22 protein-coding genes and 3 pseudogenes are annotated in these 24,645 nt (G+C 59.4%); 12 read left to right on the top strand and 13 right to left on the bottom strand.

What is annotated here, in order from left to right; genetic code table 11:
- Nucleotides 1-11 precede the first annotated feature (11 nt).
- The gene (locus tag AC2FEE_RS13655) at nucleotides 12-818 is read right to left on the bottom strand and encodes a thioesterase family protein (protein WP_496865878.1); all 807 of its coding nucleotides are present in this window, start codon (nucleotides 816-818) and stop codon (nucleotides 12-14) included.
- A 138-nt stretch (nucleotides 819-956) separates the two neighbouring features.
- On the opposite strand from AC2FEE_RS13655, the gene AC2FEE_RS13660 reads away from it, so the two are divergent.
- Nucleotides 957-1,892, top strand: a complete 936-nt coding sequence (locus AC2FEE_RS13660) for a 2-hydroxyacid dehydrogenase (RefSeq protein WP_496865879.1) — start codon at nucleotides 957-959, stop codon at nucleotides 1,890-1,892.
- A 7-nt stretch (nucleotides 1,893-1,899) separates the two neighbouring features.
- Here the strand turns inward: AC2FEE_RS13660 and AC2FEE_RS13665 are convergent, their stop codons facing one another.
- Entirely contained in the window at nucleotides 1,900-2,256 is a 357-nt protein-coding gene (locus AC2FEE_RS13665; protein ID WP_496865880.1) for a hypothetical protein, read from the bottom strand.
- 176 nt (nucleotides 2,257-2,432) lie between these two features.
- On the opposite strand from AC2FEE_RS13665, the pseudogene AC2FEE_RS13670 reads away from it, so the two are divergent.
- The 3 genes and pseudogenes from AC2FEE_RS13670 to AC2FEE_RS13680 all read left to right on the top strand — a co-directional run bounded on the left by AC2FEE_RS13670 (nucleotide 2,433) and on the right by AC2FEE_RS13680 (nucleotide 4,720).
- Nucleotides 2,433-3,267, top strand: a pseudogene (locus AC2FEE_RS13670) (bifunctional allantoicase/(S)-ureidoglycine aminohydrolase).
- An 89-nt stretch (nucleotides 3,268-3,356) separates the two neighbouring features.
- Complete coding sequence (locus AC2FEE_RS13675) at nucleotides 3,357-3,680, top strand: hypothetical protein (protein WP_496865881.1); 324 nt, start codon at nucleotides 3,357-3,359, stop codon at nucleotides 3,678-3,680.
- A 53-nt stretch (nucleotides 3,681-3,733) separates the two neighbouring features.
- A complete protein-coding gene (locus tag AC2FEE_RS13680) occupies nucleotides 3,734-4,720 on the top strand; it encodes a type I glyceraldehyde-3-phosphate dehydrogenase (RefSeq protein WP_496865882.1) in 987 nt (328 codons plus the stop codon).
- Here the strand turns inward: AC2FEE_RS13680 and AC2FEE_RS13685 are convergent.
- Nucleotides 4,633-4,887, bottom strand: a pseudogene (locus tag AC2FEE_RS13685) (ureidoglycolate lyase); the annotation flags it as partial. The gene AC2FEE_RS13680 and the pseudogene AC2FEE_RS13685 overlap by 88 nt on opposite strands.
- Nucleotides 4,778-5,023 (bottom strand): hypothetical protein, encoded by a 246-nt coding sequence (locus AC2FEE_RS13690; RefSeq protein ID WP_496865972.1) that lies wholly within the window; start codon nucleotides 5,021-5,023, stop codon nucleotides 4,778-4,780. The pseudogene AC2FEE_RS13685 and the gene AC2FEE_RS13690, both read right to left, overlap by 110 nt.
- Here AC2FEE_RS13690 and AC2FEE_RS13695 point away from each other — a divergent pair.
- A complete protein-coding gene (locus tag AC2FEE_RS13695; protein WP_496865977.1) occupies nucleotides 4,964-5,134 on the top strand; it encodes a hypothetical protein in 171 nt (56 codons plus the stop codon). The two genes, AC2FEE_RS13690 and AC2FEE_RS13695, sit on opposite strands and share 60 nt — an antisense overlap.
- 47 nt (nucleotides 5,135-5,181) lie before the next feature.
- Here the strand turns inward: AC2FEE_RS13695 and AC2FEE_RS13700 are convergent, their stop codons facing one another.
- The 3 genes from AC2FEE_RS13700 to AC2FEE_RS13710 form a co-directional block, all read right to left on the bottom strand.
- Nucleotides 5,182-5,361: a hypothetical protein gene (locus tag AC2FEE_RS13700; protein ID WP_496865978.1), complete on the bottom strand. Its 180-nt coding sequence runs from the start codon at nucleotides 5,359-5,361 to the stop codon at nucleotides 5,182-5,184.
- Between the two features lie 15 nt (nucleotides 5,362-5,376).
- Entirely contained in the window at nucleotides 5,377-5,544 is a 168-nt protein-coding gene (locus tag AC2FEE_RS13705; protein WP_496865883.1) for a hypothetical protein, read from the bottom strand.
- 121 nt (nucleotides 5,545-5,665) lie between these two features.
- A complete protein-coding gene (locus AC2FEE_RS13710) occupies nucleotides 5,666-5,866 on the bottom strand; it encodes a hypothetical protein (RefSeq protein WP_496865979.1) in 201 nt (66 codons plus the stop codon).
- Between AC2FEE_RS13710 and AC2FEE_RS13715 the strand changes: the two are divergent.
- From AC2FEE_RS13715 to AC2FEE_RS13725, 3 genes and pseudogenes are all read left to right on the top strand, one after another.
- Nucleotides 5,832-6,859, top strand: a pseudogene (locus AC2FEE_RS13715) (urate hydroxylase PuuD). The gene AC2FEE_RS13710 and the pseudogene AC2FEE_RS13715 sit on opposite strands and share 35 nt — an antisense overlap.
- 140 nt (nucleotides 6,860-6,999) lie before the next feature.
- On the top strand, nucleotides 7,000-8,805 hold the full coding sequence (locus AC2FEE_RS13720) for an autotransporter assembly complex protein TamA (protein WP_496865884.1): 1,806 nt from the start codon (nucleotides 7,000-7,002) through the stop codon (nucleotides 8,803-8,805).
- Between the two features lie 32 nt (nucleotides 8,806-8,837).
- Entirely contained in the window at nucleotides 8,838-12,884 is a 4,047-nt protein-coding gene (locus AC2FEE_RS13725; RefSeq protein WP_496865885.1) for a translocation/assembly module TamB domain-containing protein, read from the top strand.
- Here AC2FEE_RS13725 and AC2FEE_RS13730 read toward each other — a convergent pair.
- The 6 genes from AC2FEE_RS13730 to ychF all read right to left on the bottom strand — a co-directional run bounded on the left by AC2FEE_RS13730 (nucleotide 12,878) and on the right by ychF (nucleotide 20,926).
- On the bottom strand, nucleotides 12,878-13,402 hold the full coding sequence (locus AC2FEE_RS13730) for a thioesterase family protein (protein ID WP_496865886.1): 525 nt from the start codon (nucleotides 13,400-13,402) through the stop codon (nucleotides 12,878-12,880). The two genes, AC2FEE_RS13725 and AC2FEE_RS13730, sit on opposite strands and share 7 nt — an antisense overlap.
- Nucleotides 13,395-14,183, bottom strand: coding sequence for a cyclase family protein (locus AC2FEE_RS13735; RefSeq protein WP_496865887.1), 789 nt, complete (start codon nucleotides 14,181-14,183; stop codon nucleotides 13,395-13,397). The genes AC2FEE_RS13730 and AC2FEE_RS13735 overlap by 8 nt, the downstream gene beginning before the upstream one ends.
- Before the next feature lie 111 nt (nucleotides 14,184-14,294).
- Complete coding sequence (gene fdhF, locus AC2FEE_RS13740) at nucleotides 14,295-17,078, bottom strand: formate dehydrogenase subunit alpha (protein WP_496865888.1); 2,784 nt, start codon at nucleotides 17,076-17,078, stop codon at nucleotides 14,295-14,297.
- A gap of 13 nt (nucleotides 17,079-17,091) precedes the next feature.
- Nucleotides 17,092-18,795: an NAD(P)H-dependent oxidoreductase subunit E gene (locus AC2FEE_RS13745; RefSeq protein ID WP_496865889.1), complete on the bottom strand. Its 1,704-nt coding sequence runs from the start codon at nucleotides 18,793-18,795 to the stop codon at nucleotides 17,092-17,094.
- 85 nt (nucleotides 18,796-18,880) lie between these two features.
- Nucleotides 18,881-19,762 (bottom strand): LysR family transcriptional regulator, encoded by an 882-nt coding sequence (locus AC2FEE_RS13750; RefSeq protein ID WP_496865890.1) that lies wholly within the window; start codon nucleotides 19,760-19,762, stop codon nucleotides 18,881-18,883.
- A 66-nt stretch (nucleotides 19,763-19,828) separates the two neighbouring features.
- Complete coding sequence (gene ychF, locus AC2FEE_RS13755) at nucleotides 19,829-20,926, bottom strand: redox-regulated ATPase YchF (RefSeq protein ID WP_496865891.1); 1,098 nt, start codon at nucleotides 20,924-20,926, stop codon at nucleotides 19,829-19,831.
- A gap of 199 nt (nucleotides 20,927-21,125) precedes the next feature.
- Between ychF and AC2FEE_RS13760 the strand changes: the two genes are divergently transcribed.
- The 4 genes from AC2FEE_RS13760 (at nucleotide 21,126) to AC2FEE_RS13775 (ending at nucleotide 24,563) form a co-directional block, all read left to right on the top strand.
- Nucleotides 21,126-21,611, top strand: a complete 486-nt coding sequence (locus AC2FEE_RS13760) for an acyloxyacyl hydrolase (protein WP_496865892.1) — start codon at nucleotides 21,126-21,128, stop codon at nucleotides 21,609-21,611.
- A 78-nt stretch (nucleotides 21,612-21,689) separates the two neighbouring features.
- Nucleotides 21,690-22,481, top strand: coding sequence for a tryptophan synthase subunit alpha (trpA, locus tag AC2FEE_RS13765; protein WP_496865893.1), 792 nt, complete (start codon nucleotides 21,690-21,692; stop codon nucleotides 22,479-22,481).
- A gap of 136 nt (nucleotides 22,482-22,617) precedes the next feature.
- Nucleotides 22,618-23,784: an alpha-hydroxy acid oxidase gene (locus AC2FEE_RS13770; RefSeq protein ID WP_496865894.1), complete on the top strand. Its 1,167-nt coding sequence runs from the start codon at nucleotides 22,618-22,620 to the stop codon at nucleotides 23,782-23,784.
- A gap of 119 nt (nucleotides 23,785-23,903) precedes the next feature.
- Nucleotides 23,904-24,563: a 50S ribosomal protein L25/general stress protein Ctc gene (locus AC2FEE_RS13775; protein ID WP_496865895.1), complete on the top strand. Its 660-nt coding sequence runs from the start codon at nucleotides 23,904-23,906 to the stop codon at nucleotides 24,561-24,563.
- Nucleotides 24,564-24,645 lie beyond the last annotated feature (82 nt).

A 24,645-nucleotide genomic window follows, 5' to 3' on the forward strand; every position in this document is an offset into this window, starting at 1 on the left:
CGGCCGAAATATCAGGCCGGAGGGAACAGGACCAGCGTTTGCAGAGCCGTTCCCACTGGCCCTTCGGTGTCATAGAGCACCGATTGAGACATCCCAATCCCCGAAGGTTGCCAGTGGCACAACGACTCCGAAGCCAACCAATCCGAAACGGGTTCTCGATGGATCTGAACTGTCAGATCGGTATTCATAAACCCCATCTCGGTTGTCGGAGCGTTCCACGAGATACCATTGCCGCAATCCGCCAGCGGGCACAGCGCCTGAACCGGCGACGGAGCCTCGTCTTCCAACAGGGCTGGTACACGCATCCAGACCGTCTTGGGTCCGGCTCCCTGATTGCCGCCTTTCGGATACAACACATCAGAGTGATTGGCGAAGCCGGGGAGATCATGGCGGACCTCGCCGATCGGGAACGGGCCGGTCACCGCGTCTTCCAACCGGGGTGGAGCTATCGTCACATTCGGAACCGACCCAAGATCGCGTCGCGCCAGATGCATGGTCGTCGCGGTGGCGCAGAGCCTGTCATCCAGATCATGCACCGTGACCCGTGTGGTCGCCAGCGTCTTGGTGTGGCGGGTGGTTTCCGCCGCCACCCGCAGCCCCGCCAACGGTTGCGGCCGCAGCAGGTCGACGGTCAGACGGGTCAGCATTTTCTCGGGGCCAACCTCGGTTTCCGCTGCCCGCACGATCAGGCCGCTGACCGGCCCTGCGTGGCAGTGATCGGCCGACCACGGTCCGCGCGCCGGATCACAGCCCACAAATGCACCGTCATCGCGCAGATGAAAATAAGCCTGTCGGCTTAGCTCTGATGTCCCGCTCATGGGCTACCTCAAGTTTTTTTCTGTTCACCCGACGCTAAAACCGGGCTTTACCTTCGGCCAGAGAATGACTTAGCTGCGGGGAAAATGTCCAGTTCCGCGACGGGACATAGCGCAATTTGAAGCAGTGGGAGGTGCGACATGGCGTTGTTGATCGAAACCGGGTTATCTGACTGGATCAGCGACAGCGATATTGCCCGCGATATCCAGCGGCTGCACCCAGACGCGGATGTGCGGACGTCGGACAACCTTGGTGATCCTGCCGACATCACTATGATCGCCGTCGTGGGGTTGAGCGACGACCATCCCAAACGCCTGCCCAACCTTCAACTGGTGCAAAAGCTGGGCGCCGGGGTCGAGACCATCGTCAGCCACCCCAACCTGCCCGAGCACGTGCGCGTCGCTCGGCTGAAACCCGAAGCGCCCGCACAGGGCATCGCCGAATGGTTCGTGGCTTACATTTTGCGCCATCAACGCCACATGGGCTTTCACGAGGCTGCCCAGCGCCGCGCGGAATGGCGGCCCAAGGCGCCGCTTTATTCGCCCGACACTGTGGTAGGTGTTCTGGGCCTGGGCCATATCGGCGCGCGCAGCGCCAAGATGCTGCGGGCGGTCGGGTTTCAAGTCATGGGCTGGAGCCGCTCTCCGAAACAGATTGACGGCGTGACTTGCCTGCATGGCGATGATGCGCTGCCCGAATTGCTGGGCCAGTGCGATCATGTCTGCGCGATCCTGCCCTCGACCCCTCAAACATTCAGACTGTTCGATGCCGGGATGCTGGCCGCGATGAAACCGGGCAGCCAGTTACTGAATGCCGGTCGGGGTGATCTGATCGACGAATCCGCACTGATCACCGCGCTGGACAACGGCACACCCGGCCACGCGGTGCTGGATGTGACCTCGAAAGAACCGCTTCCCTCGGACAGCCCGCTCTGGGCGCATCCGGGCGTCACCATCACACCGCATGTGTCAGGGTGGCACCTGGGCGAGGCGCTGTCGGATGTAGGCGAAAACTATCAGCGGCTGGCGACAGGAAAACCCCTGCTGCACGAAGTTGACAGGGCGCGCGGCTACTGAACCCGGATCAGGGTGTCAGTATCCAGTTACCACCCGCATCGCGGCAGCGGCGGGTCCTGACCTCTCGGGTCTGATCCGATCCCTCGGGCTGAATAAAGTGCTGCAGGTGAACGCAGTTGTCCCGCACATCGCGGACACGGATTGTGCCTTTGGACCCGGACGCGTCATTTACCCAGGCGCTTTCTTCACCGACCCGGGGTGTCCCGCCTGCAAGCATCGCATCCGCAGTGACGTTCACTACTTCGAAATCGGCAGGCGTCAGTCCCATTTCGGCAATTATTCGAGAAATCGGCTTAGCTTGGACGACCGCCGCCGCCCCAAGAATAACAACCGCCGCCAGTGTAGAAGAAATCCAGGCTTTCATGATCGCCTCGCTCTGCTGAAAAAGATTTGCATTCAAGAATATACCGGCAGTGAACCGGGGCCAAGTCCCCGTAAGTCGACATTCGGGTTATTCCGAACAAATCTATCGCGAATCTGTCGCCAGGACCCGCGATACAATCCCCGCATAGTGCCCCGATCACCAAGTATAGGCACCCAATGGCACATCCACCCTACTACGCGCCCACAGACGGCCATTCTGGTCAGGACCAACTTTTGACCGACCGCGCCATGTTCACCGAGGTCTATGCGGTGATCCCCAAAGGCACGATGCGCGACATCGTCACCAGTGCCTTACCGTTCCAGGAATTGACCCGGCTCTGCGTACTGCCCCGCCCCCTCAGCGGATTTGCCGAGATCTTCTCGCAATACATCATGGAAATGCAGCCCGGCGGCGGCATCGATCGCCCCGAAACAAACCCACAGGCAAAGGGCGCGCTGTTCGTGGTCGAAGGTGCAGTGGCGCTGACACTGGGCGGCAAGGTGCACCAACTGGACACAGGCGGATACGCATATTTTCCAGCCGGTTCCGAATGGACCCTGCACAACAGCACCGAAGCAACCGCCCTTTTCCAGTGGATCCGCACAGCCAATGAGGCCGTACCCGGCCTGCCCGCCCCCGATCCGATCATCACCAATGAACACCGCGTGCCCCCCTGTTGAGATGCCCGGCACCGAAGGACGTTGGTCCACCACCCGCTTCGCCGACCCGCAGGACTTGCGCCACGAAACGCATGTGATCATCGTCATTTTCGAACACGGTGGCGTGATCCCTTATGCCAAAACACACATGATGGAACATGGCCTCTATGTGCTTGAAGGCAAAGCCGTCTATCGGCTCAATCAGGATTGGGTCGAGGTCGAGGCCGACGATTACATGTGACTGCACACCCTCTGCCCGCAGGCGTGCTATGCGGGCGGACCGGGGCGATTCCGCTGTCTGCTCTACAAAGATGTGAACCGCCATATGCCGCTGTCGTTGCCTAAACGCTGACACCAAATAAGCTTTTTCCGGTGCGGGGGTTCACAGAAGCGCTTGAATCTGGTGAAATAACACCGGTTTTTAGCACTGGAGATTGTTCAATGGTACTGCGCGGATCGATGCTGGCACTGGCAGCTGTAATTGGCCTGACGGCCCTGGAGGCAACCCCCGTTGCCGCCAAAGAGGAAACCAAATCGGTATTCGTCATGAGCCGCACATGGGCTGTTACGCAAGTCTCGGATGCTCCGGTCGTGTATCGCGCAACCCGAGACAACAACAACCTGAACCCGTTTGGTCCGCCGCCGCGCCTGCGAACTATTCAAGCCATGGCCGCCATCCAGGCGGCGACCGGCTGCAAGCCGCTCCGGGCCAGCATGTATCAGAATATTTCGGGGCAGTTCTTCTCGCAGGTCAGCTGCAACTGACCTGAAGTCGAAACGGCATTGAGGTCAGCGCAACCCGCTGCCATAGCTTACGCATGAAACTTGCGATCAACGGATTCGGCCGCATCGGCCGCACGATCCTGCGGCAGCTGCTGGCTTTACCGCAGGACAGTGATGTTGAATTGGTGCTGATCAACGATATCGCGCCGCTCGAAACTTGTGCCTACCTGTTCAAATACGACAGCACCTTTGGCCCTTATTCCGGATCGGTCGAGGCCGGTGACGAGGCCTTGGTGGTCGACAGCCATTCCATCCCGGTCACCCACAGCCCGGATCTGTCACGCGTGGATCTGACCGGGGTCGACGTCCTTATGGATTGCACCGGTGTTGCACGTACCTCGGACGTGGCCGGTCAGGGTCTGACTGCAGGGGCAGGCAAAGTGCTGATCTCCGGCCCCTCGCCGGCCACCGAGGTGACCATCGTTCTAGGTGCCAACGAGGATCACCTGGGCAACGCCCGGATCGTTTCGAACGCGTCCTGCACAACCAACGGGTTAGCCCCGCTGGTCAAGGTTTTGGACGGGATCGGAGGTATCGTCTCGGCCCATATGACGACGATTCACTGCTACACCAACAGCCAACCCATGGTGGATGCGCCACGTGGCGATCTCGCCCGGTCACGGGCGGGGGCGCTATCCATGGTCCCCACCACCACCAGCGCCACGCATCTCATCGATGAGGTCATGCCCCACCTCGCAGGCCGTATCTCAGGCGCGGCGGTGCGTGTTCCAACCGCCAGCGTGTCCGCGGTCGATCTGGTCGCAACCCTGCAGCGCGGCATATCCGTCGCCGAGTTCGAGGCCGAATTACGCGAATGCGTCGCACATTCTCCCGTTCTGGGTTGGACAGACCACCCGCTGGTGTCATCAGACCTGCGGACAAGACCGGAATCACTGGTCATCGCAGGCCCCGAAACGCGAGTGATCGGTGACCATCAGGCGCGCATCTTCGGTTGGTATGACAACGAATGGGGCTTTTCGGCGCGCATGCTCGACGTCGCCCGCCTGATGGCGCAATCCTGACCCTTGCGATACCGCAGCGGGCGGGCCTTCCCGGGCGCGATGACAAATGCCAGAGGTTTACCCAACCGCCCATCCACATTCGGAGCGACAACGACCAGAAACGGGTGCTGCGTCATCGGAATCAACACTTGGTTGCCGTCGGGGTGCTGCGCGAACATGTCCAGTCGATAGGGTAGGCTTCGCAGGTTCGCGTTGAACAAGTTGATCCCCGCGCGGCCATCGGGAAATTCCTGCCCAGCGATCATGATAACAACCACACTGCCCCTGATTAATGATCCTGTCTGGTTCGCCCGCAGTCTCGATAACATCGGCAAAGGGCGCGAAAGCCTCGGCGATCAGCGGCGCAACAACGATCCGGCAACTCATGAGGGCAATACGTCCCGCAAACGATATTCCGCGATCCGTTCGACCTGACGGCAGGCCTCGGCGGTTTCTGCATCGCGGTCCTGCTCGATCCTCCATTAAAACGCCTGCAAGATAGACGCCGTGTCGCAATCCAGCGTGTACGGCACAATCAATTGATCCCGCCCGCCGGTCTGTGTCCAACAAGGCAGATCATCGGCATAAGTGCCGGCCACATAGTCAAAACCGCCCTCTTCAGCCACCAGCAGAACCATATTCAGAGCCTGTTCAGTCAGCACGTCTCCGTCATCGCATTAGAACCGACCCGACACCGCGAACCATTTGGCCCCTTCGGATGCTTCCAACTGCCATTGAAACTCTGTTGCCCCCGGGAACTGCAGGTTCAGGCATTCAGGTGTGGCCGGGAAAAGAATTGCACCCGTCTGCGACATACCCTGACGCTGCCCGTAACCCGGTGCCACGCGGGATTCTGTAGTCCGGCTGGCAAATGAAAAACGCCAGGTCCATCCCCTCGGTCGTCAGGGCTGCCGATCGGTCCGTCAGTCGCAGGCGTATGTTGATCTTGGGGTATTTTCCTGAAAATCAGGTACATGCGGCACCAGCAATCGGCGCGCGCCGAGAGGTGCCGCAGCAAAACGACCCGCATGGTGCTTCAGTCGGGCGAAACACCTGTGCCTCGGTCGCATCCGCTGCATCCAGCAGCGAAAGTGCACCCGAAAAAAACGCTCGTCCCTGTTCGCTCGGGCTGATGTTGCGCGTGGTGCGCTGGCTGCAAGTCTTCACTGCAATCGCCTGGATCGGATCGTCCTTCTATTTCATCGCGCTAGACCTTGGCTTGAACCGCAAAACCCCGAACCGGCGGATGGCGAGGAGCGGCAGGTGCACGGCGGTGACTTCTATTACGTCCAGAAATTCCTGGTCGCGCCTGAGAGGGTGCCGGACCACCTGACATGGTTCAAACGGGAAAGCTACGCGACCTGGCTGAGCAGCACCACACTTTTGATGGTGGTTTACTGGGTCGGAGGTGAGCTGTATCTGATCGATGCTTAAAAAGCCGATCTGGCATTGTGGCCAGGCATCGTGATCTCGGCAGCTTCTCTGACCGTGGACTGGCGGATCTACCACTTTCTCCGCAAATCGGGACTGGGCGAGCGACCTACCATACTGATGGTGCTGCCGGAGGCGACGGGCTGGGGCCACAACCAGATCTTCACCATCCACACATTGATGCTGCATCTGGGGGCGTTCACCGCAACGATCATGATCGCCAACATGTTCATTACCATCATGCCGACTCAACGCATCGTAGTGGATGATCTTAAAAGCGGTCGCACACCGGACCCGAAAAACGGAAAGTTCGCCAGGCTGCACTCGCCCCGAAACAACTACCTGACGCTGCCAGTCGTGTTCCTAATGCTGTCGAACCACTACCCGCCAGCGTTTGCGACCGCATACAGCTGGGTCATTGCCGCGCTGGTTTCCGGATGGGCTTCACTATCCGGCATGACTTCAACACGCGCCTGTCTGCGTAGGGAACCTGACTTGGACCTGGGCCGTCACTGCCATTTTGTTCATCGCCGCTATATCGGTATCGGAGGGCATTTAGTGGGCTCCAAAAGGTATCTTGCTGGAAACCGCAGGCGATATTGCCCGAAATGCCAAACAAATCACCTGCAGGCGGGTGTCACCCACGCCATGCCGCTCGTCGATGTGACCAAACTGGGGCCCGAAGATTGCGCCGCAATAATCCGCTGGTTCCAAAATGCCGGGTCTTGACCACAACAGGGCCCCTAAATTCAGCTTTGTTTACGATAATTACTTTCCCTGCATAGAAACTGATGCTCTAAATGCAATGAGCCGTTGCGTTTCATAAAACGGTGAAATTGATTTCGACTTGGGGCAGTTGGAGCCATTCGATGCGGGTAAGCAGGCCACGGGCCTTTGTGAACTACTGCCTTCTTGGCATGGCTGCCGCCGCTTTTCCCTCGTCACTGGCCGCGCTTGAAACGACGCTCTCAGCACCCGGAGCCCCGAAGGCGCTGATTGAACGCATTGAAGAAACGTCCTCGGTTGCAACCGCCGAAAACAGAGGCCTGGATACGCCGCTGGAAATCCTGTCCGCTGCTTTGTCGGATTACCGCACCGTCGTTCAGATTTTGTACGACGAAGGCTATTTCAGTCCGGTCGTCAGCATCAAGCTTGACGGGCAGGAAGCCGCGGACATGAGCTCGCTTACCGTGCCGAACGTAATTAACCGCGCTGTTATCACGGTTAATACTGGCCCAACCTTCACGTTCGGCACCGCCATCGTTGAACCCGTCGCGCCGGATACCGTTCTGCCTGAAGAATTCGCCCCCGGCAAACTGGCCACGACCGGCGCCATTCAGCAGGCGGCCTCGGCCGGGGTGCAGGGGTGGCGCGATACCGGCCACGCCAAGGCCGAAGTCGAAGGCCAAAAGGTCATCGCCCGCCATGCGCAGAAACGGCTGGACGCCGAGATCGACCTTGCACCTGGTCCGCGTCTGACCTTTGGCAAGATGATCATCAAGGGCGACACGGATGTTCGGTACCGTTCGATTGAAAAAATCGCCGGGTTCCCCTCGGGAGAGGTCTATTCACCGGCGAAAATCCAGAAAGTCGGCACACGGTTGCGTCGCACCGGAACGTTCAGTGTCGTGTCGATCGAGGAGCACGAAACCCCCAACCCTGACGGCACGCTGGATTTCGACGCCACGTTCGAGGACATGCCCAAACGTCGCCTTACTTTCGGGGTCGAGCTTGCCTCGAACGCCGGTCTTGACGTGACCGCAACCTGGACCCACCGCAATGTGTTCCGCCGCGCGGAACGGTTGCGGTTCGAAGCCGCACTGCGCAACATCGGCGGGTCCGAGGACCTGGACGGCCGGATCGGCCTGCGTCTGGATCAACCCGACCGGCTGGGTCCGGATGACAACACCTTCTGGAGCGCCCTGCTGGAGCGGCGCAATACCGAGAACTATAATGTCTCGGTCGCTTCGTTGGCCTATGGTGCGCGGCGCACATTTTCCGACCGGCTCTACGCCGAAGCCTCGGCCGGCTTCCAGTGGTCGGATGCGGATGATGCCTATGGCAGCGGCCGCAAGTTTCGGTACTTCATCATCCCGTTCCGCTCGGAATGGGATGAGCGCGACAGCAAGGTCAGCGCCACACGCGGGTTCTATCTGGATGCACAGGCCATGCCCTTTGCCGGGCTGTCCGGCACACAGAATGGAATTCGGCTGTTTTTTGACGGGCGCGCCTATACCAGCCTGAGCACCGGAGGGCGTCTTGTTCTCGCGGGCCGTGCTCAGCTGGGATCGGTGATCGGCCCCTCGGCAAGCGGTGTGACGCCGGATTTCCTGTTCTTCTCGGGCGGTGCGGGAACCGTACGCGGGCAACCCTTTGAAAGCCTTGGCATCCCGGTCAACGGTGGCGTGGCGGGGGGCAAGTCCTTCCTTGGGCTGTCCGGTGAGGTTCGCGGAAAGATCACAGACACAATATCCCTTGTCGGGTTCTATGATTTCGGTACCGTGGACACGTCATCCTTTATTGGCAGCGGAGCCGAATACCACTCGGGTGCCGGTCTAGGGGTCCGTTATGATCTGGGCGGGTTTGGCCCGCTGCGTCTGGACCTTGCCATGCCGGTACAGGGCGATACCGGCGACGGTCTGCAATTCTATATCGGGATCGGACAGGCATTTTGATACGGCGCTACGCATATCCTGTTGTGACCACGATGCTGATCGTGACCGCCCCTCCTGTGATCGCGCAGGAGGATGAGGGCGGCGGCAGTATGCTGGAACGGTTCCTGCAGGACACGCTATCGGGCGACGATCAGAACGTCACCGTCAAAGGACTGCAAGGCGCCCTTAGCGCACGCGCAACGATCCAGGAGATCACTGTCTCGGACGATGAAGGCGTCTGGCTGACCATCAAGGATGCCGAATTGGACTGGAACCGGCTGGCCCTGATCCGGGGGCGGTTTTCCGTCAATGCTCTGACAGCGCAGGAAATTGACATTGCCCGCGCGCCCGGCACGACGACCAAAGAGGCCCCGCCCCCCTCGGTCGAGACCAAACCCTTTCAACTGCCCGAATTACCCGTCTCTGTCGAAATCGGTGAGATTCGGGTGGACGAGTTGTTGCTGGGCAAACCTTTGATCGGGGTTTCTGCCGCATTGTCCGTAACCGGCAACCTGTCGCTGGCCGATGGTACCCTGGACACCAAACTGGACATCACCCGACTGGACCGCGCCGGTGACAGGATAAAACTGACCGCCGGGTTCCAGAACGCCTCGCGTGAAATCAATTTGGATCTGGATGTGAACGAGGCCGAGGGCGGCCTGATTTCGACCGCGCTGAACATCCCCGACAGCCCGCCGATCGGATTTACGGCCAAGGGCGCGGGTCCCCTGACCGATTTCACTGCCGATATTGCCCTGAGCAGTGACAAGCAGCCAAGGGTGACAGGACAGGTTGAGCTGCGCGCGGCGGATACCGGCGCGGCGGACGGCATCGCCTTTACCGCTGATCTGGGTGGCGACCTGACCCCCTTCATGGCCGAGGACCTGGACCCGTTCTTCGGCCCCAGGACGCGGCTTTTTGTGGACGGACAGACCAAACCCCAAGGCGCGCTGGATGTCTCTGATCTGGAACTGACCACCCAGGCGCTGAACCTGAAAGGTGAGCTGCAGTTGGCCGAAGGCGGCAGTCTGCAGCTTGCAGCCTTGCAGGGTCGGATCACTCCGCCGGATGGGAAAACCGTAGTTCTGCCGGTTGCGGGCGGGGATACCTCGATCGAGGCGGCACAGATTTCTGCCCTGTTCGATCAGAAGAACGGCAACCTGTGGGATCTGAGCCTGACGGCAGACGCGTTTCAATCGCCGCAGGCGAAACTTGACAACGCCCAGATCACCGCGCAGGGCACGTTGGAACAGGGCGATGCGTTCACCGTCTTCGGTGATCTGCAGGCCATCGTTGACGGAATTGACCTGAACGATCAGGCGTTGAATACCGCTTTGGGCGAGCGCATCACGCTGGACGGCCAGTTCGACTACGGCAGCGATCAGTCTCTGAAACTGTCGGGTTTCGAGTTGGTGGGAACCGATTACACCTTGGCGCTGGATGCGCTGATCGACGGGCTGACCAGCGGGTTGACGGTAGATGGGTCAGCCAAGCTCGACGCATCTGACCTTTCGCGTTTTTCGGATCTCGCGCGGCTTGATCTGGGTGGAACTGCTTCGGTCCGGGTTACGGGCAAAGGCTCTCCGCTGGAACGTAGCTTTGACGGTAAAGTGGTGGTCGAGGGTCGCGACCTGGTCACCGGGCGCGACGATATCGACCCGATCATCAAAGGCGAGACCACGATCACACTGGATGGTAGCCGTGGCAGCGACGGCATCACCATCCGCGAGTTCGACCTAGACAGCGAAGCCGCGCAAGCACAGGCCAGCGGCGAGGTCACGACGCCCGACGGCAATCTGACCATCGACGGACAAGCCAGCGTGAATGCGTCGGATCTGTCCGTCTTCTCCGGGTTGGCAAAACGCGAACTGGGCGGTGCCCTGCAGGCGAAACTGGACGGAATTGGCACGGTGCAGACGCTGGAATTCGACGGCACCGCCAGCGTGACCGGTCGGGACATCAAGACCGGGATGTCCGATATTGATCCTCTGCTGTCCGGCAAAACCACAATCACTTGGGATGGCGCGCGCACGGCAGATCAGATCGAAATCCGACAGGCCACGGTCAACGGCAACGCCCTGACGGCGCAGGTCGCTGCAACCGTCGATGACCCCACCGGAAATCTGGCGTTGGATGGCAAGGCGCGGGTGAATGCGTCAGATCTGTCGCTGTTCTCGGGGCTGGCCAAACGCGACCTGGCCGGGTCAATCTCGGCAAATCTTCAGGGCAGCGCGGCCCTCGCCAACAAGGTTTTCGACGTTCAGGGCGACGTGAATGCAGACGACATTCAGACCGGCATCGAGATAGTCGACAAACTGGTTCAGGGCCGCACGACCCTGACCCTCGATGCCGAAAAGGGTGAGGAAGGGGTGGATATCCGCACTTTCCGTCTGCAGGGCACAGCCTTGTCCGCCAGCGCATCAGGCAAGCTGGACCGTGACGCCGGAGGGCTGGACTTCAGTGCTCAGCTTGACGATCTGTCCCGCATCCTCACCACGATGTCCGGACCGCTGACCTTGGACGGAAATGTCGCCCCAACAAGATCGGGTATTGAGGGCACCACGCGGCTGAGCGGGCCGGACAGTTCTTACGCAGCACTGACCGGAACTGTGGACACGAATGGTACTGCAGATTTGGACTTCGACGCCAAGCTGAACAAGATCGAACGTTTCGCGCCTGAATTCCCCGGCACTGTCGCTGCAACCGGCAATGCCAAACGCAAGAACGGCGTCTGGACCATCGATGGCTCGGCCAATGGCCCCGCCGAGATCAGCAGCACAGTCAAAGGCACCTTTGATGAGACCTCTGGAGAGGCTGACTTGCAGGCACAGGGCGGCATTAATCTTGGCGTCGCCAACCTGTTTATCTCACCCAACAAAATCGACGGAACGGCACGGCACAATCTGCGCCTAAAAGGCAAACCCTCGCTGGACGCACTCAGTGGATCCATCACCACCTCGGGGACGTCGCTGGCGATTCCCGATATCGGGCAGACGGTCACCGGCATTAGCGGCTCAGTCGAATTGGCGCAAAGCCGGGCTACGATTTCGTTTAACGGCGGAATGCGGGCCGGGGGCAACTTTACCATCTCGGGTCCGCTGGACCTGACGCCGCCGTTTAATGCCAACATCGTCACCAAACTCAACCAACTCGTGCTGACCGACAAGCTGCTCTATGAAACCACACTGAACGGCGAGATTGCCATGACCGGTGCCCTGGCGGGTAACAGCGCCATTTCCGGGCAGATCACGTTTGAAGAGACTAACATCAACCTCGCCGCCGCGGCAGGGGCCGTGGGCGCTGCGCCGATCCCCGAGATCGAACACATCAACGAAAGCCGGGCTGGCTATATCACCCGCGAACGGGCAAGGCTGATCGTCGAGGAAGGTGCAACCAAAAGCGATTCCCGCATTGCGCTGGACGTCAGCCTGCGGGCACCCAAGGCAGTTTTCGTGCGCGGCCGCGGCGTGAATGCTGAACTGGGTGGAAACCTGTTCATTGGTGGCACGACAGCGTCGGTTGTACCCTCCGGCCAGATCGAACTGATCCGGGGTAATTTCGACATTCTGGGCCGCAGACTGGCCCTGACCAAAGGCATCGTAACCCTGCAGGGGGACCTGACACCGTATATCGAGTTCGCCTCATCAACCAGCACCTCTGAGGGCACCGCCACGATCGAAATCGCCGGCCCGCTGGATGCGCCCAAGGTTGACGTCTATTCCGACCCCGAACGCCCGGCGGAAGAAGCACTGGCCATGCTGTTGTTCGGCAACCGCTTCTCGGAACTGTCACCCTTTATCATTGCCCAGATGGCGGCGTCTCTGGCGCAACTCAGCGGTGCGGGGGGTGACGCGACCAAGGGGCTACGAGACTCGACTGGCGTGGACACGGTGGATATCGGGGCAACCGAGGGCGGCGCCGGTCGTCTGGGGGCTGGAGCCTATCTGAGCGACAACCTCTACACCGATTTCACCGTCAACACCGAGGGCGACACCGAGGTGAACCTGAACCTCGACGTCACGGACAATTTCACCGTACGCGGCACTGTTGACGGACGCGGGGAAACCGGTCTGGGGTTGTTTTTCGAACGGGACTATTGAGGGCGCTGTTTCCGCCGGATGCCAATCGCCTGCCCGACCTGCGGCGCGGCCTCGAGCCCGGAGTGATCGCGTACCATGCGGGCCAGCCGGGCCGCTGCCCAATCCGGGTAAGGTTCTGACCGCCCACTGGCGTGGCTGACATTCATGAACAGAGCTTCCTGCGTGGCGCAAACAGCATTATCTTTTTCCGACAGCATCTGCGCGTAATAATGGCCACGTTTCCGGTCTGAATCCAGCATACGAAAGCGAAAATAGAACGGCTCGTCCGGCTGAACCTCGCGCAGGAAATTCATGTGGGATTGCAGGACATACGGCCCCTGCCCCAGCGCCTTGACCTGCACCTCACCCAACCCGAGGTGATCGACCATCAGCTTTTCCAGCGCCATGTCGAAGGCCACGCCATAGTAACCCACGTTCATGTGACCGTTGTAATCGACCCATTCAGGCAAAACCGAGAACCCGCGGGTTTCGACCGGTGCATCATACGGTCCGTCATGTCCGCTGAGAGGTTTATTCATCACCAACCTCCTCAAAGATCGCAACAGCCCGCACAAAGCCTGCTGAGGCGCCTTTTATCTTGAACGGAAAGCACGAGATTTCGAAGCCAGTGGGCGGCAAGTCTTCGAGGTTGGTCAGCTTTTCAATATGGCAATAGCCGATCTCCATCGAGGCCCGATGTCCCTCCCAGATAATCGAGGCGTCCTTGGTTTCGGCGTATTCCTGTGCAGTCAGGGGAAAGGGTGCGTCCCAGCTCCAGGCATCCGTGCCGGTTACGCGCACGCCGCGTTCGGTCAGGTACAAGGTCGCCTCACGCCCCATACCGCAGCCTTTCATCAGATAGTTAGCTTGCCCGTACTGCGTGCCCGCCGAAGTATTCACGACCACGATATCCAACGGCTGAAGATGGTGTCCGATGCGTTTCAGTTCGGCCTCGACATCTGCTGCCGTGGCCACATAGCCGTCATCGAAATGGCGGAAATCCAGCTTCACGCCGGGGTTCATGCACCATTCCAGCGGAACTTCGTCGATCGTGATCGCCCTTTCACCGTAGTTCATGGTCGAGTGATGGTGATACGGCGCGTCCAGATGGGTACCGTTATGTGTGGCGATTTGCAGCCGTTCAATGGCCCAACCCTCACCGCCGGGCAGATCGTCTTTCTGCAGCCCCGGAAAAAACGCCATGACCTGCTCGGCGGTCTGATCGTGAGTCAGATACTCGATCCCGGGCAGCATGATCGGCGGGTCGGATACGATCCCGGTTTCCAACGGCACAGACAGATCGACAAAACGGCGGGCCATATGCATCTCCATCACCAAGGTGATGACAGGTTTGGCTGCAGGCAACACGCTGTCAAGGAAAGAAAAAGGCGACCCTTTAGGCCGCCTTCTTTTGACTTGTAAGTGGTTGTCTCACTCCGCTGCGATGGCGTCTTCAATCTTTTCGACGCGAATGGCCGAGAACTTGAACTCGGGGATTTTGCCATAGGGGTCGATGGCAGAGTTGGTCAGGATGTTTGCCGCCGCCTCGACATAGGCAAACGGAATGAACACCATGTCTTCGGCGATTGCCCGGTCGGCCCGCGCCATGATCTCGATCGAACCACGACGGGTGGTCAGACGGACCATATCACCCGGTTCGATCCCCATCAGCTTGAGCGTACGGGGGTTCAGCGAACAGTTCGCCTCGGGTTCCACCGCATCCAGAACGTTGGACCGGCGGGTCATCGACCCGGTGTGCCAATGTTCCAGCTGACGGCCGGTGGTGGCGATCATCGGGTATTCCTCATCCGGCGCTTCATCCGGCGGGATGACGCTGGCCGGGGTAAACCGGGCCCGACCATCCGCACGCGGGAAACCATCGCCGAATACGATCGCCTGACCCGGGTCTGTCTCGGACAGCGACGGATAGGTGATGGTCTCGGTTTCCAGACGCTCCCACGTGATGTTGTTGAGCGAGTTCATCGTCAACTTCATCTCGTCAAAGACCTGGGACACATCGGTGTAATCCCAGTTCAACCCGATCCGCTGCGCCAACTCGACTGTGATCTTCCAATCCTCGCGCGCCTCGCCCGGAGGAGTCACGGCCGGGCGCACGCGCTGCACCTGACGATTGGTGTTCGACACGGTGCCGTTCTTTTCATACAGCGCCGAGGCAGGCAGTATGATGTCTGCATAGTTCGCCGTCTCGGTCAGGAAAATATCCTGCACGATCATCAGCTCCAGCTTGGCCAATGCTTCACGCGCGTGACCGACATCCGGGTCGGACATGGCCGGGTTTTCACCCATGATGTACATGCCCTTGATGTTGCCCGCATAGGCCTGATCGATGATCTCGGTAACGGTCAGACCCTTCTCGTTCGAGAAATCGTCCGAGTTCCAGACGTCGTTGAACTTGGCGCGAATTCCATCGTCAGTCACGGTCTGGTAGTCCGGCAGGAACATCGGGATCAGACCCGCATCGGATGCGCCTTGCACGTTGTTCTGACCGCGCAGCGGGTGCAGACCCGCGCCGGGTTTACCAACGTTGCCGGTCATCAGGGCAAGGCTGATCAGGCAGCGTGAGTTGTCAGTGCCGTGGATGTGCTGGCTGACGCCCATACCCCAGAAGATCAAACCGGCCTTGGCCTGCGCAAAGGTGCGGGCCACACGGCGCAGTTGATCCGGCTCGATGCCACAGATCGGCGCCATCGCCTCGGGCGTGAACTGACGCAGGTGCTCTTTCTCTGCCTCCCAGTTCTCGGTCCAGCGGTGGATGTATTGGCTGTCGTACAGCTGTTCCTCGACGATCACGTTCATGATCGCGTTGAGCATCGAGACATCGGCCCCCGGGCGGAATTGCAGCATTTCATCCGCAAACTTGCGCATACCGACGCCACGCGGATCCATCACGATCAACTTGCCACCTCGTTTGGTGAACTGCTTAAAGTAAGTCGCCGCGACAGGGTGGTTCTCGATCGGGTTGGCCCCGATAATGATAACCACATCCGAGTTCTCGACCTCATTGAAGGTCGCGGTCACAGCGCCGGAACCGACGTTCTCGATCAGTGCCGCCACGGACGACGCGTGGCACAAACGGGTGCAGTGGTCGACGTTGTTGTGCTTGAACCCCTGACGGATGAATTTCTGGAACAGATACGCTTCTTCGTTGGTGCATTTGGCCGAACCGAAGCCTGCTACGCTGCGCGGGTCTTGGTCGCGCAGGGCTTTCAGCTTGGTGGCCGCCAGATCCATTGCTTCTTCCCATGTCGCCTCGCGGAAATGGGTCGACAGGTTACCCGGATCAACGTTCAGGCCCTTTTCTGGCGCATCCTCACGACGGATCAACGGCTTGGTCAGACGATGCGGGTGATGGATGTAGTCAAAGCCAAATCGGCCTTTGACACACAGACGGCCTTCGTTGGCAGGGCCGTTGATGCCCTCGACATATTTCACCTTGCCGTCCTTGACCTTCAGCGAAACCTTGCAGCCCACACCGCAGAACGGACAGACGCTTTCGGTCTCAGAGTCGTAGTCCTTGCTGTCGCCCTGCTGCTTGTCGTCCAGAACAGTGGCAGGCATCAGCGCGCCGGTAGGGCAGGCCTGAACGCATTCGCCACAGGCCACACACGTGGACGCCCCCATCGGATCGTTCTGATCGAACACCACCTGCGCGGTATGACCACGACCGGCCATGCCAATCACATCGTTCACCTGCACATCGCGGCAGGCGCGGACACACAGGTTGCAGTTGATGCAGGCATCCAGATTGACGCGCATCGCGACGTGGCTGTCATCCAACAGAGGGATTTTCTCGGCCTCTTTCGCCGGGAAACGGCTGTCGCTGACATCATTCAGTTTGGCCATGTCCCAGAAGTGGCTGGATACGTCATGCGGCTGCTCGGGTTGATCGGCGACCAGCAGTTCCATCACCATCGCGCGTGATTTCTCGGCACGGTCGCTGTCGGTCTTGACCACCATGCCGTCCGCCGCCGGGCGGATGCATGAGGCGACCAGAGTGCGTTCGCCTTCCACCTCAACCATACAGGCGCGGCAGTTACCGTCGGGTTTGTAGCCCGGCTGCGGCTTGTGGCACAGGTGTGGAATGGTGAACCCCTGCCCCTTGGCGGCTTCCCAGATGGTCCAGCCTTCGGGCACGGTGACATCTTCGCCGTTCAGGTTGAAGGTGACGGTCTTGTTTGGGCTTGCATCAAGCATGGCTCTGTCTCCCTCAGATTTCGTCAGCGAAATGTTTCATGACCAGGCGGATCGGGTTCGGGGCCGCCTGCCCCAGACCGCAGATCGAAGCATCGCCCATGACCTGACACAGATCTTCCAGAAGGTCCTGATCCCACTTGTCCGCCTGCATCAACTTCACCGCCTTTTCGCAGCCAGCTCGGCAAGGCGTACACTGGCCACAGCTTTCATCCTCGAAGAACCGCAGCATATTCAGCGCCGCATCGCGGGCAGTGTCCTGATCGGACAGAACCACAACCGCCGCGGAGCCAATGAAGGTGCCATGTGGCTGCAATGTGTCGAAATCCAGCGGGATGTCATCCATCGACGCAGGCAGCAGACCCGAGGATGGTCCACCCGGTTGATACGCCTTGAAGGTCTGGCCTTCGGCCATTCCGCCGGCGGCTTCGATCACGTCGAGAATGGTCGAGCCAGCGGGCAGAAGGTAAACCCCCGGCTTCGCCACCCGGCCTGAGACCGAATAGCTGCGCAGGCCTTTGCGGCCGTTCTTTTCGGTGCTGTTGAGGCACTCAGGTCCCTCGCGGCAAATTTTCGAAACCCAATAGAGCGTCTCGACGTTGTGCACCAAGGTCGGACGGTTAAAGACCCCAACCTGCGCCACGAACGGAGGACGGTGACGCGGCAGGCCCTTTTTACCTTCGATCGACTCGATCATCGCGGATTCCTCGCCGCAGATATAGGCGCCAGCACCGCGGCGCAGGTCGATATAACCCGGTTCAACAATTCCGGCCTCTTCCAGCGCAGCGATCTCGCGGCGAAGGATTTCCAGCACGGCCGGGTATTCGTCACGCATGTAGATAAAGCAGGTCTCAGCCTCGACCGCCCATGCGGCGATCAGCATGCCTTCAAGGAAAACATGCGGTGTACGCTCCAGATAGTAACGGTCCTTGAACGTGCCGGGTTCGCCCTCATCGCCGTTCACGGCCAGATAGCGCGGGCCTTCGTTCATGCGAACAAAGCCCCATTTCTTGCCCGACGGGAAGCCCGCTCCGCCCAGACCGCGCAGGCCCGAGGACAGGACGTTTTCCTGCACCTTTTCCCAATCGCCGCTGTCGCGCATCTGTTTCAGCTTAGCGTAACCGCCGTTGGCCGAGTAGGCAGCAAAGGATTCGTAATCGGGCAGATGGGCATGCGTGTCACCGGCAGCAATCGCAGCCTGCACCTTTTCAGGGGTCGCATGGTCGATATGGTTGTGGCCGATCTCCAGCACCGGGGCCGTGTCGCAGCGACCCATACAAGGCGCGCGCAGGACACGAACCTGGGATGCATCCAACCCGTCCTCCAACGCTTTTTGCAGCTGCTGGGCACCGGCCATTTCGCAGGACAGGGAATCACAAACACGGATCGTCAGCGCAGGCGGAGGCGTTTCGCCTTCTTTCACCACGTCGAAATGTGCATAGAAGGTCGCCGTTTCATAAATCTCGGCCTGACCGATCCGCATCTCGACCGCCAGCGCTGCGATGTGGTCGGCGCTAATATGGCCATGTTTATCCTGAATCAAATGCAGGAATTCGATCAGCAGGTCGCGACGGCGCGGGCGGTCACCCAGCAGGAGGTGAATTTCTGCCTGCGCCTCATCCGTGAACTGACGGCCTTTGGGCGTGTGTCGCCCTTTGCCTTTACCTGACTTCCAGACGCCCTTGGGCGCGCCTGATGGCTTGGTGTCTAATGGTGCCATGATGCCCTCCGATTGAGGCTCCGTGTCTCATCAGATTAGCATATCGTCAAATCGCTTATCGCAATCGCACGATAACGACAACTTATCACCGCAAAGACGTCACCACCGCCCGTAAAGCCTCGACCGTGGGCAGCTCCGGATCGCGAGACAAAGTTGCCAGACAAATCGGCTTGCTGACCACGGGATCGATCAGTGGCAACACCTTCGTGCCCTTCAAATCACCCAGCGCGCTGACCAACACGCGCGGGATGACGGTGGCCGCCAACCCCTCGCGCGCCATGACCAGCGAGGCGGTGAACCCGCTGGTTTCCGCAACAACCTGCGGGTGCAACCCCTGTTCGGCGAAAATCCGGTCCAGAATGCGTCGGTTCTGCATTTGCGGCTCCAACAGGCTGAGCGGGAATTCGGCCACCTGCGCCCATGGGATCGGGCCGGTCTCGCTGGTCATGTGCGACGGAACCAACAGTACATAGGTCTCTTGATACAAAGGCTGCACCTGCCGAAGATCGGTGCCGATACTGTCACCATATGTGATGCCCGCATCCAGACTGCCCTCATCCAGCCGATTCTGAATTGCGGTGGCGGACATGGTTTCAATCCGCGTCACGATCCGGGGGTGCGCCTGTCGCAATCGTTTGGTCAGTCGGCCAGTGAACGCAATAACGGTTGGGATCACGCCCAGAATCAGCGTGCCGGTGATCTCGCCCTTGGCGGCCAGTACCTGTTGTTCCAACGCCCTGGTTTCGTCGAGGATCCGCCGCGCACGCTGGACGATCATCTCCCCCTCTTCGGTCAGGCCCTGAAATCGGTTGGCACGACGAACAATAGAAACACCCAACCGGTCCTCAAGATTACGGATGCGCATAGAGAACGCGGGCTGCGAAATTCCACATTCCTCGGCCGCCTTGGCAAAATGCTGATGCCGCGCCAAAGCGCTGAGCAGTTGAAGGTCGCGGATTTCGATCACGTGGGGCCTCGGGGCTGCGGATGAGGCAGGATAACCCGCTCATCCGGCAGGGAAAGCCCCAAACGATCAGGTATTGAAAAGGAAGTGCATGACATCGCCATCCTTGACGATATAGCCCTTGCCTTCGGCACGCATCTTGCCCGCCTCTTTTGCACCCTGCTCGCCATTGGCAGAGACATAATCGTCATAGGCGATGGTCTCGGCGCGGATGAAGCCTTTTTCGAAGTCACCGTGGATCACACCAGCGGCCTGCGGCGCGGCGGTGCCGGTGCGGATGGTCCAAGCGCGGGCCTCTTTCGGGCCAACCGTGAAATAGGTTTCGAGCTTGAGCAGGTCATAACCGGCGCGGATCAGACGGTCGAGGCCAGGCTCTTCCAGCCCCATCTCTTCCAGGAACATCTGCGCTTCTTCGTTTTCCAGCAGGCTGATCTCTTCTTCGATCTTGGCACTGATGATGACATGCGCGTTGCCTTGTGCTGCGGCCATCTCGGCAACCTTGGCAGAGTATTCGTTGCCCTCGGCGGCCTCTTCCTCGGAGACGTTGCAAACATAGAGCACCGGCTTGGTGGTTAGCAGTTGCAGCATCTTCCACGCTTTGACGTCCTCGCCCGACACCTCAACCAGACGCGCGGGCTTGCCGTTTTCCAGCATCGCTTGCGCTTCGGCCAGCAGGCGATCCTGCTGTAGCGCCTCTTTATCGTTGCCCTTCAGCTTGCGCACCAGATTGGCGCGGCGCTTTTCGATGCTTTCCAGATCGGCCAGCATCAGCTCGGTCTCAATGGTGTCGGCATCGGTAACTGGATCAACACGGCCATCCACATGGGTCACATCACCGTCTTCGAAACAGCGCAGCACATGGGCGATGGCGTCAGTTTCACGAATGTTGGCCAGAAACTGGTTGCCCAGACCTTCACCTTTCGAGGCCCCCTTCACCAGACCCGCGATATCCACGAAGGTCATCCGCGTTGGGATGATCTGTTTCGAGCTTGCAATCGCCGCCAGTTTATCCAGACGATCATCTGGCACCGCAACGTCACCGACGTTGGGCTCAATGGTGCAGAACGGGAAATTTGCCGCCTGAGCGGCTGCGGTTTTGGTCAGCGCATTGAAGAGGGTCGACTTACCCACATTCGGCAAACCCACGATTCCCATTTTAAAGCCCATGACGGTCTCCTGATGCCATTCGAGGGGTGCTTCTATGCAGGTCCGGGTCGATGCGCAAGCCGGACTGCAGGCAACCCGGCCAAGTCCAATCTGCAACATCACGAAAATGTTCACCACCTAGCGGCTTGCCGGGGTTCGAAATCGCACTCTAAGATCGTCGTATAGAACGTTATGAACAAACAAATTGTGAATGGTAGGCATGAAGAAAATTACTGTAACTCTTGCGCTACTGCTGGCCGCCCAGACAGCGCAAGCTCAATCCCTTGTATTTGGCGCCGGGTTCTCAGATTTTTCCGACAGCGAAGCAGATGACGAAGCCGTTTTCGCGCTTGAATATCATCACCGCCCGTTTCACGAGGCCACCCGCTTTTCCGCAACCTGGGGCGGCGCGCTGACAGTAGATACCGCAAGCAATGTCCATATCGGGATCGGGCTGATCGGCTTCTACACTTTTGCCGACCGCTGGTTCGTCGAAGGTAGTTTCATGCCGGGGTACTTTTCCCATAGCGACGACCTGAACGATCTTGGCGGAGAGTTCCAGATCCGCAGCCTGTTGGGCCTTGGCTACACTCTGGACAGTGGCAACAAGGTGTCCTTTGCGATTACCCACAAATCCAACGCCAGCACGAACAACGAAAACCCCGGTGTCAACTCGGCCCTGCTGCGATACCACTACCAGTTCTAAGGTAATCTGACCCGGCGGGATTGATTTCCCGGCAAAGTTTCTGCACATCAGGTTCAACTCTGAATGCAAGGACTGCAGATGACCCGTATTGACGCTAAATTCGCCGCCCTTAAGGCCGAGGGGAAAAAGGCCTTTGTCGCATATATCATGGCAGGTGACCCCGATTTCGACACCTCGCTTGAGGTTGTGAAAGGTCTGCCCGGCGCTGGTGTCGACGTAATCGAACTGGGGTTGCCCTTTACCGATCCAATGGCGGACGGCCCGACCATTCAGGCCGCCGGTCAACGGGCGCTGGACGGGGGCATGACCCTGCAGCGCACTCTGGACCTGGCCCGCGCGTTCCGCGAAACCGACGACACGACACCCATTGTTCTGATGGGCTATTACAACCCGATCTACAGCCGCGGCGTTGATAAATTTCTGGCGGATGCGCAAGCCGCTGGCATCGACGGGCTGATCGTGGTGGACCTGCCGCCAGAAGAAGACGAAGAGCTTTGCCTGCCAGCGCAGGCGGCGGGTCTGAACTTCATCCGTCTGGCGACCCCGACCACCGACGACAAACGCCTGCCCCGCGTGCTGCAGAACACCTCGGGCTTTGTGTACTACGTGTCGATCACCGGCATCACCGGCGCGGCCGAGGCGCAGGCCACGAATGTCGGCCCCGAAGTGGCTCGGATCAAATCCGCGACCGATCTGCCTGTGATCGTAGGATTTGGCGTCAATACCCCCGAGAAATCCAAGGCCATCGCCAGCGTGGCTGATGGGGCCGTGGTCGGTTCAGCCATTGTCAGCCAGATCGCGGCAGGCAAACCCGTGGCGGAGGTTCTGGACTTTGTGAAAACGTTGGCCGACGGCGCGCATTCCGCCTGATTGATTGGCGTCGAATCCTTTGGAGAAACCGCAGCAAGCAACTGGCCTGCTGCGGTTTTTTCTTGCCTGCAGCCGATTGCGCCATGACGGAAGCCTCAGTAGAAATATGTAACCACTCAACCAAAGGCGCGGCCACATGCCCGTAATCACCACCATCGAAGACCTGCGGCGCATCTATGAGCGCCGCGTGCCGCGGATGTTCTACGACTATGCCGAAAGCGGCAGCTGGACCGAGCAGACCTTCCGCGACAACAGTTCGGATTTTTCGGATATCCGCCTGCGCCAGCGAGTTGCAGTGGACATGGCAGGACGCTCGACCTCATCGCAGATGATCGGAGAGGACGTCGCGATGCCCGTCGCGCTGGCCCCGGTCGGGCTGACGGGCATGCAACACGCGGATGGCGAAATGAAGGCCGCCAAAGCTGCCGAAGAGTTTGGCGTGCCCTTTACCCTGTCCACCATGTCGATCAACTCAATCGAAGACGTGGCCGAACACACGACGAAACCTTTCTGGTTTCAGCTCTATACGATGAAGGATCAGGACTATGTCAGCCGCCTGATTCAACGCGCCAAGGATGCGAAATGCTCAGCCTTGGTGATCACGCTGGACCTGCAAATTTTGGGCCAGCGCCACAAGGACCTGAAAAACGGCCTGTCCGCACCGCCGAAACTGACGGCCAAAACCATCGCGAACCTGATGACAAAATGGTCATGGGGGATCGAAATGCTGGGCGCGAAGCGGCGCGAATTCGGCAATATCGTCGGCCACGTCGAGGGTATCTCGGACGCCTCGTCTCTGGGCGCATGGACCGCCGAGCAATTCGATCCCAGTCTCGACTGGACCAAAGTCGAAAAGCTGATGGAGCAATGGGGTGGAAAGGTCATCCTCAAAGGCATTCTCGACGCCGAAGACGCAAAAATGGCTGCTAAACTTGGGGCTGACGCCATCGTTGTGTCAAACCACGGTGGACGGCAGTTGGACGGCGCGCTCAGCTCCATTCGTATGCTGCCACAAATCATGGATGCAGTCGGCAATGATATCGAAGTCCATCTGGACAGTGGCATCCGGTCCGGTCAGGACGTTCTGAAAGCCGTGGCTCTGGGGGCCAAAGGTACCTATATCGGTCGCGCTTTTGTCTATGGGCTTGGCGCGATGGGGCAGAAAGGTGTGACAGCTGCGCTGGAGATCATCCACAAGGAACTGGACACAACATTGGCGTTGTGCGGCGAACGCAACGTTGGCGATCTGGGGCGTCACAACCTGTTGATCCCCGAAGACTTCGGCGGTCGCTGGCAGGGCTGACGTGGCCCTAAAAAAAGCTTAAAAAGCCCTTTCCAAATCCAATGAATCAAGCTAAGGACGCGGCTTCACGCGGGCATACAGCCTTGGAGGATGCCCGCCCTAACATTGGAGAATTTATCATGGCTGGAGAGACTCCTGATCTCGTAGCTCTGGAACGGACGGGGACAGGCAAGGGCGCCGCTCGTCAAGCACGCCGCGATGGCATGGTTCCGGGCATTGTTTTTGGTGGCGACAAAGATCCGCTGCCGATCCAGATCCCGTTCAACGTCCTGTTCAAGCGTCTGAAAGCAGGCCGGTTCAAGTCGACCCTGTGGAACCTGAAAGTTGAAGGTCACGAAGACGTCCGCGTCATCTGCCGTGACGTTCAGCGTGACGTCGTCAAGGACCTGCCGACCCACCTGGACCTGATGCGCCTGCGTCGGACCACCAAGATCGCGCTGTTCATCCCGGTTGAGTTCATCAACGAGGAAGAAGCACCCGGCATCAAGAAGGGCGGCGTTCTGACCGTTGTTCGTCCGGAAGTCGAACTGATGTGCACCGCTGGTGACATTCCCGAGAAGATTATTGTTGATCTGACCGGCATGGAAATCAACGACGTCGCAACCATCTCGTCGGTTGAGTTGCCCGCAGGTACCAAGCCGACCATCGACCGTGATTTCGTGATCGCGAACGTCTCGGCACCGACCGGCCTGTCGACCAGCGACGACGAAGAAGGCGATGAAGCCGAAGTGGCCGCAGACGAAGTTGAAGTCGTCGGCCAGGAAGAAACAGAAGAATAAGTCCGGACCTGACGATTCGGATTTGGAAACGGGGCTCAAATCGGGCCCCGTTTTCTTTTGGTGAACCCGGACTGGAAAACCA

The sequence above is a fragment of the Ruegeria sp. YTSC199 genome, assembly GCF_059609725.1.